Raw genomic sequence first — 15,074 nt, 5'->3', positions numbered from 1 at the left:
CTGTCCCCAAAAAAAGACGCCGGGGCACGAGCCCCGGCAAGTTTGGGAGGAAACAGCTCTCCAGGAAAACGCCGCCTGGGTACCAAGGATCGCCTGCATTTGCTCTCTCAACAGCCTAGCGCGTTGCTATCCGTACCGATCGGTATTGCGTTTGATGGTGAGAAAGGCGTCTAAATGCGCGCCCATTTTGCAAGAATGTTGCAAAATGGGGCCGCAAGTCACAAAGCCGCCTTGCGAGATGCGGTTCGATTATGGAAACGAGCGCGAGAATCTCTGCCGCAAGCAAGCGCGTGCCGACGACTATTGCTGCGCTCGATTGATCCGCTGCTTTTCCTCGAAAACGGCCATGGCAGCATCGACACCTCCGCCGCGGTGGGGCACGCCGGCAGCCGCCAGGCCCATCTCCACTCCGGACAACGCCCCGAGCAGGCTGAGCTCGTTGCATTCGCCGAGATGACCGATGCGGAAAACCTTGCCTGCGACCTTGCCCAATCCGGAGCCGAGCGAGACGTTGTATTTCTCGAGCGTGATCTTGCGGAAGCGGTCGGCGTCATGGCCCGGAGGCATCAAGACCCCGGTCAGAACGGGCGACTGTTCAGCGGAATCTTGGCAGAGCACCTCAAGTCCCCACGCTTCGACTGCGGCGCGACACGCCGTCGCGAGACGCTTGTGTCGGGTGAAGACGTTGTCCAACCCCTCCTCCTTCAGCATCTCGAGCGCTTCTTTCAGGCCGTAGAGCAAGTTGGTGGCGGGAGTGTACGGAAAGAACCCAGTGTTGTTGTTCTTCAACATCTCCTGCCAGTCCCAGTAGGACCGTGGCATCTTGTTGTTCTTCGACGCAGTCAACGCCTTTTCGGAGATCGCGTTGAAGCCCAATCCAGGAGGAAGCATCAATCCCTTCTGAGATCCGGAGACCGTCACGTCGACCTTCCATTCATCGTGGCGGTAGTCGACCGAGGCCAGCGAGGAGATGGTGTCGACCATGAACAATGCGGGATGTTTCGCTGCATCGATGGACTTGCGGATCTCGGCGACACGGCTGGTCGCTCCCGTGGAGGTCTCGTTATGCACGACCATCACGGCTTTGATGCTGTGCGACTTGTCCTCCAGCAGCTTTGCTTCGATTGCTGCTGGCTCGGCGCCATGGCGCCAGTCGCCGGGAACGAAGTCGACCTCAACACCGAAACGCGTAGCGATCTGCTTCCAAAGCGTTGCGAAATGCCCCGTCTCGACCATGAGAACCTTGTCGCCCGGCGACAAGGTATTGACGATAGCAGCTTCCCAGGCGCCCGTGCCGGATGAGGGGAAAATGATGACGGGCTGCCTCGTCTTGAAAACGTCCTTGCAGCCCTCGATCACGCGATTCCCCAACTCGGCGAATTCGGCGCTCCGATGATCGATGATGGGCATCGCGATCGCGCGCAGGATGCGGTCGGGTATCGGGCTAGGTCCGGGAATCTGCAAAAAGTGGCGACCCTGCATGATGACTTCCTCCAAACGGGGCTAGAACGCTCCCTAGCGGTACGCCGCTCACTTTTTGCATTCATTTTCATTAGAGTCAATCCAGTATTGGTATTCAAAATATGAGTGCGCAGCCTCGACAACTTCTCCCTGTCGGCTTACCGATACGAGATGACCGACACAGCGCTTGAACGCTCCGAAGATCAGGCAACCTCAGCAGCTCACGGGGATGACAAAGGCCCCGCCTCATTGCACGACGAACTGCTTGGTAAGCTTAGGGATTTCATCGTCGAGGGCAATCTCGCCGACGGAGCACGCGTTCCCGAACGAGCGCTGTGCGAGCAATTCAACATCTCGCGGACTCCGCTGCGCGAGGCCCTGAAGGTGCTGGCCGCCGAAGGTCTGATCGAGCTGCTCCCCAACCGCGGCGCGCGCATCCGCGCCTTGAGCCCCGACGATATCCGGAACCTCTTCGACCTTATGGGAGGTCTCGAGGCGCTGGCAGGTCGACTGGCCTGCGAGCGCATAACGGACGAGGAAATCGCCGAAATCGAGCAGATTCACCACGACATGTACCGCCATTATCTTCGGCGGGACATGCACGAATACTTCCGGAGCAATCAGGCCATCCATCAAAAGATCTTGGCGGCCGCTCGAAATCCCAGCCTAACGGCGACCTACGCCAACCTGTCTGGCCGGATCCGCCGGGTACGCTATACAGCCAATCTGGCCAGAGATCGCGATCGCTGGGGTGAGGCCATGCGCGAACATGAGACCATCTTGGACGCGCTCCGCCGCCGTTCCGGAGGCGAATTAGCCAACATTCTGTTCGCCCACCTCAGAAACAAGCGAAACGCCGCCCAAGGGCAGGTTTAGGGCGCCCTCGCGTCGAGCATTTTGCCCATATCCGACATTGTGTCGGCATATTTTGCGAAGTCCAATTCAATATTGCATGCAAAATTTTTTCATTCTAGTGTCCTGCCGACGCGCCGACTGATCGTAAGCCGGCGCGGAACCGAACCCAACAGGGACGGACACGGGTAGCGCGGATGGGGGACCGAGGCCAGACAGGCCAATCCCGCCGGTGATCACCCATTCCTTCGTCTCTGGGGCTCCATGATGAAGGCGCGACATGAACCAGACCGCTTATGCAGGCCCCTACCGGTACGATGTCGCCTTCGAGAGGCAGCTCTCTCGCGCATTGGAGGGTGAGGTCCGCTTCGATGCATTCACCCGCGGACGGTATGCGACGGACGCCTCGATCTATCAGATCATGCCCCAAGGCGTCGCCTTCCCAAAAACCGAGGCAGACATCGCGGCGGCACTGACAATTTCAGCCGAACACGGAATCCCCGTGATCGCGCGTGGCGGCGGCACTTCTCAGAATGGCCAACCGATCGGCAATGGCCTCGTGCTCGACCTGAGCCGCTATTTCAATGCGATCCGCGAGTACGATCCCGCAGCCCGTTCGATCTCAGTCGCCCCCGGGATCGTTCTCGAGGCACTCAACACGTTCGTCAAGAAAGACGGCCTGTTCTTCCCCGTCGAGCCGTCGACGGCGAGCCGCTGCACGATCGGCGGGATGACAGGCAACAATTCTTCCGGAGCGCGCTCACTCAGATACGGCAAGACCGTCGACAATATCATCGCACTCAAGGCCATGTTCGATGACGGCGAATCCTTCACGCTAAGTGATCGACCGATCGGCGATAACTCATCTTCGCGCACCCGCGATTTGATGAACCGGATGCTTGCGCTGGCCGAGCGCCATCGATCCGAGATCGAGACCATCTTTCCGAAGGTCCAGCGTCGCGTCGGCGGCTATAACCTCGATGAATTGCTGGCGGTGCCGCCCAACCTCTCGCACCTGCTTGTCGGCTCGGAAGGCACTCTTGCAATCACGACGGAAGCGACACTGCTTCTCTCGCCGCTGCCCCGGCATCGCGTCATGGGCGTCTGCCATTTTCCGAGCTTTCGTGCTGCCATGGAGACAACCCAACATCTCGTCGCGCTCAATCCCGTGGCGGTCGAGCTTGTCGACAACAATGTTCTGGTTCTCGGCGCGGACATCCCGCTCTTCATCCGCACTCTCAACGATATCACCAGAGGAAAACCGAACTGCCTGCTCTTGGTCGAGTTTGCTGGGGATGATCTTTCCCAACTGAAAAGCGACCTGAAACGCCTGGATCAATGCATGGCCGACCACGGCTTTGCGGGTGCTGTGGTCGAGGTCGTCGAACCAGAGCGACAGAAGCGAGTTTGGGAAGTTCGAGAAGCTTGTCTGAATATCATGATGTCGATGAAAGGGGACGGGAAACCCGTCTCGTTCATCGAAGATTGTGCCGTTCCTCTGGAGCACCTGGCCGATTACACGGATGCGGTGACGGCCCTATTCGAGAAGCACGGCACGCGCGGAACTTGGTATGCCCACGCGTCCGTCGGCTGCCTCCATGTGCGTCCCATCTTGAACATGAAGACCGAAAAGGGCGTCAAGGCGATGCGAGCCATCGCCGAAGAAGCTTGCGAACTGGTGAGACGATTCAAAGGGTCGTTCTCAGGCGAACACGGAGATGGCATCTCCCGCTCAGATTTCGTCGAGCCGATGTTTGGCGGATCGCTCACACGCGCCTTCGAGGAGGTCAAAGACGCGTTCGACCCCGGAAACCGGCTCAATCCGGGCAAGATCATCCGACCTTATCATATGGACGATCGCAGCTTGATGCGCTTTCCGCCGGAGTATCGCGCCTTTGCTCCCGCGAAGACGGCTCTCGACTGGTCCGAATGGGGCGGCTTCGGCGGCGCCGTCGAGATGTGCAACAACAACGGTACATGCCGGAAGATGGCGGGAGGCACGATGTGTCCGTCCTGGCGAGTCACGCAGCAAGAGCAACACCTCACCCGAGGCCGGGCAAATACGTTGCGGCTCGCGATCTCCGGACAACTTGGCCCGGAAGCCCTAACCTCTCCAGAGATGAAGGAAACGCTTGACCTTTGCGTCTCCTGCAAGGGTTGCAAGCGTGACTGCCCCACAGGCGTCGATATGGCGCGGATGAAAATCGAATTTCTGCACCACTACCATGGTCGGCACGGTCTGCCGCTCAAGGAGTGGCTGATCGCATATTTGCCGCGCTATGCACCACTTGCTGCAAAGCTCGCCCCTTTCATGAATTTGCGCGACCGCATACCTGGCTTGGCGTGGCTAACTGAACGCTGGCTGGGGTTTTCGGCGCGACGTACATTGCCTGTGTGGCGCGCCCCCTGGCACGACAAGCGTCATCGAGCTTCGCCATCGGACGTCGTGGGAGACGGGCGCGATGTGGTACTCTTCGGCGACACCTTCAACCGGTACTTCGAACGCGAAAACTTGGAAGCGGCTGAAAGAGTGCTACAGGCCGGCGGATACCGGATGCATCATGTCACAGCAAAGGACGGCGGCCGGCCCTTGTGCTGCGGACGAACCTTCCTTTCGGCAGGCCTTGTCGAGGAGGCCCGCCTGGAAGCGAGGCGGACTGCGGAAGCCCTCGCGCCATTCGTATCCAGGGGAGCGAAGATCGTCGGGCTCGAACCTTCATGTCTGATGACGTTCCGCGATGAGTTCGCCGCCCTTCTGCCGAAGGACGAAGTAGCGCCATTGGCCAAGGCGGCAAGGCTGATCGAAGAATTGCTGGCCGACGATCTCGCCACAGGTGCTACAACCTTGTCTTTCCGGGACCAAGGCGGACGGACCGTCCATCTGCATGGTCATTGCCATCAAAAAGCGTTCGACGCGATGGGAGCGGTGGAGAAAACGTTGCGGGCTGTCCCGGGACTCGACGTCAAGCCTATCGAGTCCAGTTGTTGCGGCATGTCCGGGGCATTCGGCTACGCGGCAGCCACGATCGATATCTCGATGGCCATGGGCGAATTGTCTCTTTTCCCCGCCGTTCGCCAGGCAGATCCGGAAGATCTCGTCGTCGCGGACGGCACAAGTTGTCGCCATCAGATCTGGGACGGAGCCGCCCGACAAGCCGTTCACGTCGCGCGCGTGCTGGCAATGGCGCTCGACGATTGATCGAAGCGGGCGATCTACGTCGTCGTCTTGTTGGTGGGCAACTTTAGGCCCATTGACGCCTTGACGCGATCCATGACCACCATGGTCTTGAAATGTTTGACGTTGTGATTTTCGAAAAACAGCCGCTTCGTAAGGTCTTCGTAATCTCGCATCGAAGCAATGGTAATTACCAACACGAAATCCATGTCGCCAGTAATGTAGTAGCATTGCTGGACTTCCGGGGTGGCAATGAACGCCTTCTTGGCAGCCTCGAGTAGATCAAGACGCTCGCTCTCGATGTGGACTTCCACGAGGAGCGTGATCGGTAGACCCACGGTCTCCGGATCGAGGATGGCGACGTTGCTTTCGATGACACCGCCCTTCTGAAGCCTGCTGATCCGGCGTTGAACGGCCGCAGCGGACAGATTGACCATGTCTCCGACAGTGCGTTGCGGAGTCGTGTTGTCGCGCTGAAGAATTTCGAGGATTGCTAGATCATATTGATCGAGGTCGTCCACCCCGAGCTTCTTCGGCATCAACGCCTCCATCGTCCAGTAAGCCTCTCAAGCTAAAAGCTTTTTTGAGCCCGCGCGCAATATCTTTTCGACGAGAATTCCCGCATCTCAGTCCTCTCGCCGCTCCCCTTTCGTCGATAACCCCGACCCGAGCTTGCGGCACTCCCCCCGAAATAGCGCTCCGAGCGGTTTCGAGTGAACCACCACAATTCGTTCGGCCGGTGCCGAGAAAACGAGGAAAGATTGCATTCGGCAGCTTGAATCCGAGCGCACAACTCGGCGACGCCGCAATACTGATCACGTCTGAATATGCACATTCTTAAGGCACAAGAACCGCGACGCAGAGAGCGGCGGCCTGGGCTCGAAGTCGGCGGTTTTTCCTTTCCGGAGTTCTGATGTCCAACGTTACCCAGACCATGAGGGAAAATGCGATCGCCGCCGCGCGAAGCTATGTCCTAGATGGAAAATTCTCGGCCGAGATGGCCCCTCGTATTGCCATCCGGAGCGAGAGTCCTCGGGACGACTGCCGCAATGATAACCTTCACTACTTGAACAAGGAAATGCGTCCGCTCCTGGAGCGGATGGGATTTGCATGCCAGCTCCTCGAGAACCCGGTCGAGCAGCGCCTACCGGCGATGTATGCCGAGCGGATCGAAGATCCGAGACGCCCCACCATTCTGATCTACGGCCACGGCGACGTTCTGTGGGGCATGAGTGGCGATTGGAAGGACGACCGCGATCCCTGGATACTGGATGAAGCCGGAGGACGCATCTACGGCCGAGGCACTGCGGACAACAAGGGTCAGCACTCAATCAACCTGGCCGCCTTGCGCATCGTGCTGGAGCGACGCGGTCATCTCGGGTTCAACACGAAAGTGCTCATCGAGATGGGCGAAGAGACCGGCTCGCTCGGGCTGGCCGACCTCGCGAGAAACCACCGCGATCTGTTTAAGTCAGACTGCCTTATCGCTTCCGATGGCCCCCGCTTGGCCGCAGGCGCGCCGACCCTGTTTCTCGGCGGTCGAGGCAGCGTTGGCTTTCGTCTGACCTGCGAGATCCGCGACGGAGCATATCACTCCGGAAACTGGGGTGGCCTGCTCGTGAATCCCGGCATCAGGCTTGCGCATGCGATTGCCACCATTACCGATCCGACCGGCCGCATCGCGATTCCGGAATGGACTCCGGACGGCATGCCGCCCGAGGTCCGCGCAGCCCTAAAAAAAATCGTCCTCGAAACCGGCCCCGATGACCCGGAGATCGACGATAACTGGGGTGAGCCGGGCTTGGAGGGCGCGGAACAGGTCTATGGCTGGTGCAATTTCGAGGTCCTGGCCTTCGTCTGCGGCCGGCCTGACGCCCCTGTCAACGCCGTGCCGGGGACTGCTAACGCGACCTGCCAACTACGTTATGTCGTTGGCGTCGATCCGGAGAAGGTTCTCCCCGCACTGCGCGCCCATTTGGACGCGCGAGGTTTCTCCGACGTGACGATCGAGGAAATCAAAGAAGACTTCTACCTTGCGACCCGGACCGACCTCGACAACGGTTGGGTTCAATTCGCTCTCTCGTCGATGGAAACGACGCTCGGTCGTGAAGCATCTTTGCTGCCCAACTTCGGCGGATCGCTGCCGAACGAAGTCTTTGCCGAGATCATCGGCATGCCGACCCTCTGGATCCCGCACTCCTATCCTTCCTGCTCTCAGCACGCACCGGACGAGCACATGCTCGTCACCGTGGTGGAAGAAGGAATGCAGATCATGACCGGTCTGTTCTGGGACCTCGGAGAGGCTCGATTGCAAGACGGGCACCCCGTAGCGTCGGCGAGTGCCTGACGCCAGCTGGTCCTCGCCAAGCTTCGTAGAACAAACGGTGATGCCGCAAGGCGTCGCCCAAGACAATAAAAGCAAAACATCATCCAAAACAGGAAGGGACGACCATGGTGACTTTAGGATATGCTCACGCTCGAGCTGGCAGGCCGCGTTCAAAACTCGCGGTCGAGCTTAGTGCTGTTGCCCTGGTAGCAGCGATGGTAATCGCCCCGCTTTGCGCCCGAGCCCAAGCCCAGAGCGGTCAGAGTACCCCTCCTTCAGACAAGGTCGACACGCTCGGAGCCATCAAGGCACGCGGGTACTTGATCTGCGGAGTGGCAGGCGATCGGCCGGGCTTCAGCTTCCCGGACAGCAAAGGCGTGATGCAAGGACTGGATGCGGACATCTGCCGCTCGGTCGCGGCCGCGATCTTCGGCGACCCGGAGAAGATTCGCTTCACCTCCCTCACCAGCTTGACACGCTTCCCTGCACTCCAATCAGGCGAAGTCGACATGTTGGCTCGCTTCACCACGTGGACACTCACTCGCGAAGCCAGCCTAGGTCTAGACGTTGCCTCGGTCTATTTCTATGACGGCCAGGGGTTCATGGCAAAGAAGAGCCTCGGCGTAAAAGGCGCGCTGGAGCTCGACGGTGCGACCGTCTGCGTGACGCAGGGCACGACAAGCGAAGCCAACATGGTCGACTTCTTCCGCGCCCACAATCTCGGACTGAAGCCTGTCGTCATCGAAAAGATCGAACAGGTTCGCGATGCGTTGGCAAACAACCGATGTGACGCCTATACGAACGATGCCTCGCAACTCGGCTCCCTGAAGCTTGCAATGGGACCGGCCGGCGACGAATACATTCTTCTTCCCGAGATCATTTCAAAGGAACCGCTGGGAATCTTCGTGCGCAAGGGCGACCAGCGCTTCTTCGACATAGTTCGCTGGACTTACATCGCCATGCTGACCGCCGAGGAGCTCGGTATCGCCAAAAGCAATATCGACACCTTCCGGAAGACGCGCGATCCGCAAAATCAACGCTTCATGGGCGAGACCGGCGATCTGGGCGCCGCCCTAGGCCTGGATCCACAATGGGCCGTCAATGTGGTCAAGGCCGTCGGCAATACCGCCGAGTTGTGGGACCGCACCATCGCCAGCCTGGGAATTCAGCGCGGCGTAAACCGCCTCGCGAAGGATGGTGGCCTTCAATACGCTCCCCCGATGCGTTGATACCGCTCGCGAGCGGCGGCGAGAGGAAGGCCTTCCGGCGATCCTCTCGTCTTCTCCTGGGGAGATGTACCCTCAATTTGACCCACTTCTTGCAGTTCGTGGCAGAGCGACATGACGGCACTCAACAACGGCATACAGACGCACAATCGTCGGGCAACAATGCTGGGCTCGTTTGTTTCAAACGTCGCCGTTCGTAGATTTGGTTGGCAAGCGCTCGCGGCGCTCGCCTTGTTTGGAAGCGTCTTCTGGCTCGCAGGCAACCTCCATCACAATCTCGCAGCGCGCAACATCTCCTCGGGTTTCGGCTTCCTTACTCGCGAAGCGGGCCTGCCTATTGCGGAACACTTGATCTCTTACACGCCGGCAGACAGCTATTTCCGCGCGCTTCTCATAGGGACGCTGAATACGCTGTGGGTCGCGTCCTGGGCTATCATTCTTGGGACCATTCTCGGCACCGCCATCGGCATCGCGCGCATTTCGAAGAATTGGCTGCTCGCCAAGCTTGCTTCCATTTACGTCGATTTATTCCGCGATGTCCCGCTCCTGCTACAGCTCTTTCTTTGGTACACTATCCTCCAGAAATTGCCGCCGGTGCGGCAAGCTCTAAATCCCGTCGTCGGTGTTTTTCTGTCGAATCGTGGATTGAGCTTCCCCGTTCTCGATTGGCAAACCGCGCATAGTTGGACGCTGCTCGCCTTTGTGCTTGGCCTGGTGGCAACGACGCTGTACGCGAAGAGAGCGTCGCGCAGGCAACTGGAGGACGGCCGCGCAAGGTCGCTCTGGCCCGTAGCCACGCTCCTTCTGGTCGTCATCCCCCTTGTCGTGGCAGTCGCGCTCGGCGCATCCGTAGACATCGACATGCCGCAGCCGAAGGGTTTCAACATTCGCGGCGGCGTCACTGTATCTCCCGAATTCTTCGCACTTCTTGTAGGTCTCGTCGTCTACAATGCCGCCTTCATCGCCGAAATCGTTCGATCGGGCCTCGAATCGGTGGGTCGTGGGCAGCACGAAGCGGCGCGCGCCCTTGGGCTCCATCCGAAAAACATTCTGACGTGGATCGTATTTCCGCAGGCGTTGCGCGTCATCGTGCCTCCGTTGACCAGCCAATATCTAAATGTGACCAAAGGCTCCTCCCTCGCCGTCGCGATCGGTTACCAGGACATTGTGTCCGTCGCGACGACCTCGATGAATCAAACGGGTCAGTCCATCGAACTCGTGGGCATCATCATGGCGGTCTATTTGACGATCAGTCTTTCGATCAGTCTTCTGATGAACATCTACAACGCACGCGTGGCCCTGGTGGAGCGCTGATGATGGCCGCTTTCGTTGAACACATCGTCAATCCGACCCTCATTGAAGCGCGCGAACGCCCGGAATTGATCGGTGGCGGGTTCTTCGCTTGGGCGCGGGAAAATCTCTTCTACTCCTGGCTTTCCTCGCTCACGACATTGATCTTGCTCGCGGTCATGGCGAAGGCAGGCCTCTCGCTGTTCCAATGGGCTTTCGTGAATGCCGTCTGGCAAGTTCCATCCGGTCCACAGGGTCCCATCACGGATAGCTGCAGAGCGCTAGGAAGTGGGGCTTGCTGGGCAGTCATCGGGGAGAAGTACCGCTTCATCCTTTTCGGACTATATCCGTTCGAGCAGCAATGGCGACCAACGGTCGTTATTGCACTCTTCGTTGGATTGTTCGTCGTGTCAGCAATGAAGCGGTTCTGGCGCATCGAACTCGCAGCAGTGTGGATGCTTACGCTCCTCCTGATTGGACTTCTCATGTGGGGCGGCATTTTCGGGCTCACATTCGTTTCCCAGGTGAACTGGGGCGGCCTGGCACTCACGCTTATCATTGCGACTATCGGGGTGGCGATCGCGTTTCCGTTGTCAGTCTTCGTAGCGCTCGGCCGACGCTCGGACCTTCCGTTCATCAAATGGCTCTGCGTCGCCTATGTCGAAGTCATTCGCGGCGTCCCCCTGATTACCCTCCTTTTCATGGCGAGCGTAATGTTTCCGCTGTTGATGCCCGAAGGCGTCAATCTCGACAAACTACTTCGAGCCCAGATTGCCATCATCCTGTTCTTTGCCGCGTATCTAGCGGAAGTCGTGCGCGGCGGTCTGCAAGCGCTTCCGAAGGGGCAGTACGAGGCTGCGTACGTGTTGGGGCTTTCCTATTGGCAGACTTCAAGACGGATCGTGCTCCCGCAGGCCTTGCGGACCGTCATTCCGCCGCTCGTAAACAACTTCATCGGGTTCTTTAAGGACACCTCGCTGGTCCTGGTCATCGGTCTATACGACCTTCTGCACTCGGCGCAGGTCGCCGTCGCCGAGCCAGCTTGGCAAGGATTCGGAGTGGAAACCTACATCTTTGCCGGCCTGATCTACTTCGCCTTCTGCTTCGCAATGTCGAGATACAGCCAATGGCTGGAGATCGGCCTCAACATGCATAGACACCGCTAGTCATTAATCACCCCGGGCGAGTTCTTGAACCGCCCCTCCTGCGAGAGACCCCAGATGACTCGAAAGGGACTTAAAGTGATCGAGCCAGCGATCGCCGAGGCCAGTTCGCCAACAAAGGCGACTGCCGTTTCGATACAGAAGGTCAACAAGTGGTACGGTAGCCTGCACGTACTTCGGGACGTCGATCTGGACGTGGCAGCCGGCGAACGGGTCGTGATCTGCGGGCCTTCGGGCTCGGGCAAGTCCACGCTTATCCGCTGTATCAACAATCTCGAGGAACATCAGCAGGGTAAGATCTTCGTGGACGGCATACAGGTCGACAACGATGTCGCTCATCTGGATGCCATTCGACGGGAAGTCGGGATGGTATTCCAAAGCTTCAATTTGTTCCCGCACCTGACAGTACTCGAAAACTGCACACTCGCACCTATGCTCGTGCGCGGCATCGCTCGTGCAGACGCCGATGCGCAAGCTAGAGCCTACCTGGAGCGCGTCCGCATTCCCGATCAAGCCAATAAGTTTCCGGGACAACTTTCGGGCGGACAGCAACAGCGCGTCGCCATCGCCCGCGCCCTGTGCATGAAGCCTAAGATCATGCTGTTCGACGAACCAACGTCGGCTCTCGATCCGGAGATGGTCAAAGAGGTGCTCGATACGATGGTTTCGCTCGCGAGGGACGGCATGACGATGATTTGCGTCACCCATGAGATGGGATTTGCCCGCGAAGTTGCCGATCGCGTCGTGTTCATGGACCACGGCCAGATCGTCGAATCTGGAAGTCCGCAGGCGGTGTTTGGCCAACCAAGGACCGATCGTCTCAAGCTATTCTTAGGTCAGGTTCTTAGGGAGCACTGACCTTCCGATGGGCCACCTCGGGAAATACCGAATCGACGGATTTGATTGGCACAACGGGAGGCCGCGGCTCGACGAGGGGCTGGTCCCGGAGGCGGCTCTATGGATGGATGGCAATGACTCTTGCGATTGACGCAACTCGCCTGATCGAACGCATCCTAGCCAGCGCAGATCCCGTCCTAAGATGAAGAGACCGGGAACGATCAACGCGAGCAACCGCACTGCCTTTGAAGGAGGACTGCACTATGCGACATTCGGATTTGTACTGTTCGACGCTCGCGAAACGCCACGACGTGTTGCGCCGGGCCCTGCGCACGACGATCTGCGCAGCAGCGTTCGCGATCGCGCCGTTGGCCGCTCAAGCTCAGGCACAGAACTCACCCGCAGCAGCCGGTACAGTAGACACGCTCGGTGCCATCAAGGCCCGCGGATATCTGATCTGTGGCATCTCGGGGGACAAGCCCGGCTTTAGTTTCGCCGACAGCAAGGGCGTCATGCAGGGGCTCGATGTTGACCTCTGCCGTTCCGTCGCAGCCGCAATCTTCGGCGATCCCGCGAAGGCGCGCTTCACTTCTTTGACTAGTCTTACACGCTTCCCCGCACTGCAGTCTGGCGAAGTCGACCTCATTGCGCGATATACGACCTGGACTCTCACCCGTGAGGCCAGTCTCGGTCTGGAGGTCGCTGCAGTCTACTTCTATGATGGCCAAGGTTTTCTCGTAAAGAAAAGCATTGGTGCAAAAAGTGCGCTGGATCTCAACGGCGCATCCGTCTGTGTGGAGCCTGGCTCGACCGGCGAGGTGAACCTCGTCGACTATTTTCGAGCCAATAAGCTTGAACTAAAACCTGTTGTCATTGAGAAGCTAGAACAGATCCGCGACGCGCTGACGAGCGACCGCTGCGACGCCTACACGAATGACAGTGCGCAACTGGGTGCGTTCAAGGCGACGCTGGGTCCCGCGGGCGACAACTATGTCGTGCTACCCGAAATCATATCGAAAGAGCCTCTCGGAATCTTCGTCCGCAAAGGTGACCAACGCTTTTTCGACATCGTCCGCTGGACGCATGTCGCGCTGCTCACCGCCGAGGAGTTCGGCATTACCCAATCAAACATAGAAACGTTCCGTAAGAGCGCCAACCCCCAAATTCAGCGTTTCATGGGCGAGACGAACAATCTCGGTGCGGCTTTGGGCTTGGACACCCAGTGGGCTGTGAACGCAGTTAAGGCGGTCGGAAACTTCGCCGAGATCTGGGATCGCAATATTGTACCGCTGGGCATTCCCCGCGGCATCAACCGCCTCGTGAAAGATGGCGGCGCGCAATACGCCCCGCCGATGCGTTGATCGCAACGAGATACATTTCACGATGATCACTTTCCGGGTGGATCTCCACCCGGAATGCCACGCGCAACACGTACGCACGCACTTTCCAAGGAGGCACGCCAATGACCCACTTTGCGACGCTGGACCGCGAAATGACGGAGTGGAGACGCGATCTCCATCGGCATCCAGAATTCGGGTTCGAGGAGCGCCGCACAGCAGCCTTCGTGGCGGCAAAGCTCCGTGAATTTGGTTTGGACGACGTTACTGAGGGAGTCGGCGGTACGGGAGTGGTTGGCACGCTAAGGCGCGGAACGGGCAATCGCTGCATCGCGCTGCGCGCCGACATGGACGCACTGCGCATCTCTGAGCAAGGGGAGATTGACCATCGGTCGCTCAATCCCGGTGTTATGCATGCGTGCGGGCATGATGGTCATACCGCGATGCTTCTTGGGGCCGCCAAGCTTCTGTCCGAAGGAGGTGGGTTCGATGGCACCGTGCGCTTTGTCTTCCAACCCGCCGAGGAATGGGGCCGAGGCGCGCTCGCGATGCTCGATGATGGTTTGATGAAACGGTTTCCGTTCGAGGAAATTTATGGCCTCCATAACATGCCAGGTCTTGCGGTCGGGCACGTGCAAACCCGTGTCGGGCCCATTATGTCGGCAGAGGACAACTTCGAAATTGTACTGAAGGGCATCGGCGGCCACGCCGCCCGTCCTCATCAAGGCAAAGAGACCCTTGTGGCCGCCTGCGCGACCGTCATGAATATTCAGTCGATAGTGTCTCGGCGGCTGAGCCCGACCGATATCGGTGTTGTCTCGGTGACCGAGCTCATTACCGACGGTACCCGAAACGCGCTACCAGGACTGGCACGAATCCTGGGCGATGCACGCAGCTTCCGCCCCGAAGTCAGCGCGGAGATCGAGGCCCAGATGCGTGCGATTGCTGAAGGAACCGCCCGCACCTACAATCTTGCCGTCGAGGTTACATATACGCGCGAGTTTGTGCCGCTCCTGAACGACCCTGCCCTCGTCGAGGAGGCGTTTGCCGCCGCACATACCGTCGCTCCGCCAGAGAATGTCGCGACCGCACGTGAACCTATGACTGGATCGGAAGACTTCGCACGATTTCTGGCGCACGTGCCGGGCTGCTTTCTGTTCGTAGGCAATGGCACGAACTCTGCTCCCTTGCACAACCCAAGCTACGACTTCAACGACGAGGGGCTTCTTACCGGCACCAAGCTCCATGTCGCAATCACGCGGCGTCGACTACCAGCAACATAACGCGGAGCTGCAACCTGCCTCGATCAATCTTTGATGAACACTTACAACGCCCGCGTGGCGCTGGTGGAGCGCCGACCACGTTCGCTCCCGTTGCCGATCGCGTCGTCTTCATGGACCACGGGCA

11 protein-coding genes are annotated in these 15,074 nt (G+C 58.9%); 9 read left to right on the top strand and 2 right to left on the bottom strand.

All coding sequences use genetic code 11. The annotated features are described in order from the left end of the window. Nucleotides 1-300 precede the first annotated feature (300 nt). Nucleotides 301-1,482 (bottom strand): pyridoxal-phosphate-dependent aminotransferase family protein, encoded by a 1,182-nt coding sequence (locus tag ACV1FX_RS32235; RefSeq protein ID WP_473121572.1) that lies wholly within the window; start codon nucleotides 1,480-1,482, stop codon nucleotides 301-303. Nucleotides 1,483-1,632: 150 nt separating this feature from the next. On the opposite strand from ACV1FX_RS32235, the gene ACV1FX_RS32230 reads away from it, so the two are divergent. Together ACV1FX_RS32230 and ACV1FX_RS32225 are read left to right on the top strand one after the other, a co-directional pair. Further along, nucleotides 1,633-2,337, top strand: a complete 705-nt coding sequence (locus ACV1FX_RS32230) for a GntR family transcriptional regulator (RefSeq protein WP_473121571.1) — start codon at nucleotides 1,633-1,635, stop codon at nucleotides 2,335-2,337. Between the two features lie 256 nt (nucleotides 2,338-2,593). Then, nucleotides 2,594-5,512 (top strand): FAD-binding and (Fe-S)-binding domain-containing protein, encoded by a 2,919-nt coding sequence (locus ACV1FX_RS32225; protein WP_473121570.1) that lies wholly within the window; start codon nucleotides 2,594-2,596, stop codon nucleotides 5,510-5,512. A gap of 14 nt (nucleotides 5,513-5,526) precedes the next feature. Here ACV1FX_RS32225 and ACV1FX_RS32220 read toward each other — a convergent pair whose 3' ends face one another. Next, nucleotides 5,527-6,027 carry an Lrp/AsnC family transcriptional regulator gene (locus ACV1FX_RS32220; protein ID WP_473121569.1) on the bottom strand — a complete coding sequence of 167 codons (501 nt, stop codon included), beginning with the start codon at nucleotides 6,025-6,027 and terminating at the stop codon, nucleotides 5,527-5,529. A gap of 374 nt (nucleotides 6,028-6,401) precedes the next feature. Here ACV1FX_RS32220 and ACV1FX_RS32215 point away from each other — a divergent pair, with 374 nt between their 5' ends. From ACV1FX_RS32215 to ACV1FX_RS32185, 7 genes are all read left to right on the top strand, one after another. Beyond that, nucleotides 6,402-7,835: a M20 family metallopeptidase gene (locus ACV1FX_RS32215; protein WP_473121568.1), complete on the top strand. Its 1,434-nt coding sequence runs from the start codon at nucleotides 6,402-6,404 to the stop codon at nucleotides 7,833-7,835. Between the two features lie 311 nt (nucleotides 7,836-8,146). Continuing rightward, complete coding sequence (locus ACV1FX_RS32210) at nucleotides 8,147-9,043, top strand: amino acid ABC transporter substrate-binding protein (RefSeq protein ID WP_473121567.1); 897 nt, start codon at nucleotides 8,147-8,149, stop codon at nucleotides 9,041-9,043. Nucleotides 9,044-9,154: 111 nt separating this feature from the next. After that, nucleotides 9,155-10,354, top strand: coding sequence for an amino acid ABC transporter permease (locus ACV1FX_RS32205; protein ID WP_473121566.1), 1,200 nt, complete (start codon nucleotides 9,155-9,157; stop codon nucleotides 10,352-10,354). Then, entirely contained in the window at nucleotides 10,354-11,496 is a 1,143-nt protein-coding gene (locus ACV1FX_RS32200) for an amino acid ABC transporter permease (RefSeq protein WP_473121565.1), read from the top strand. Before ACV1FX_RS32205 ends, ACV1FX_RS32200 begins: the two co-directional genes overlap by 1 nt. Nucleotides 11,497-11,550: 54 nt before the next feature. Further along, nucleotides 11,551-12,351, top strand: a complete 801-nt coding sequence (locus ACV1FX_RS32195; protein ID WP_473121564.1) for an amino acid ABC transporter ATP-binding protein — start codon at nucleotides 11,551-11,553, stop codon at nucleotides 12,349-12,351. A 290-nt stretch (nucleotides 12,352-12,641) separates the two neighbouring features. Beyond that, nucleotides 12,642-13,691, top strand: coding sequence for an amino acid ABC transporter substrate-binding protein (locus ACV1FX_RS32190; protein WP_473121594.1), 1,050 nt, complete (start codon nucleotides 12,642-12,644; stop codon nucleotides 13,689-13,691). Between the two features lie 101 nt (nucleotides 13,692-13,792). Beyond that, a complete protein-coding gene (locus tag ACV1FX_RS32185; RefSeq protein ID WP_473121563.1) occupies nucleotides 13,793-14,950 on the top strand; it encodes a M20 aminoacylase family protein in 1,158 nt (385 codons plus the stop codon). Nucleotides 14,951-15,074: the final 124 nt, after the last annotated feature.

Source organism: Bradyrhizobium ingae (assembly GCF_055791185.1).
This window is presented reverse-complemented; position numbering and strand designations above follow the sequence as displayed.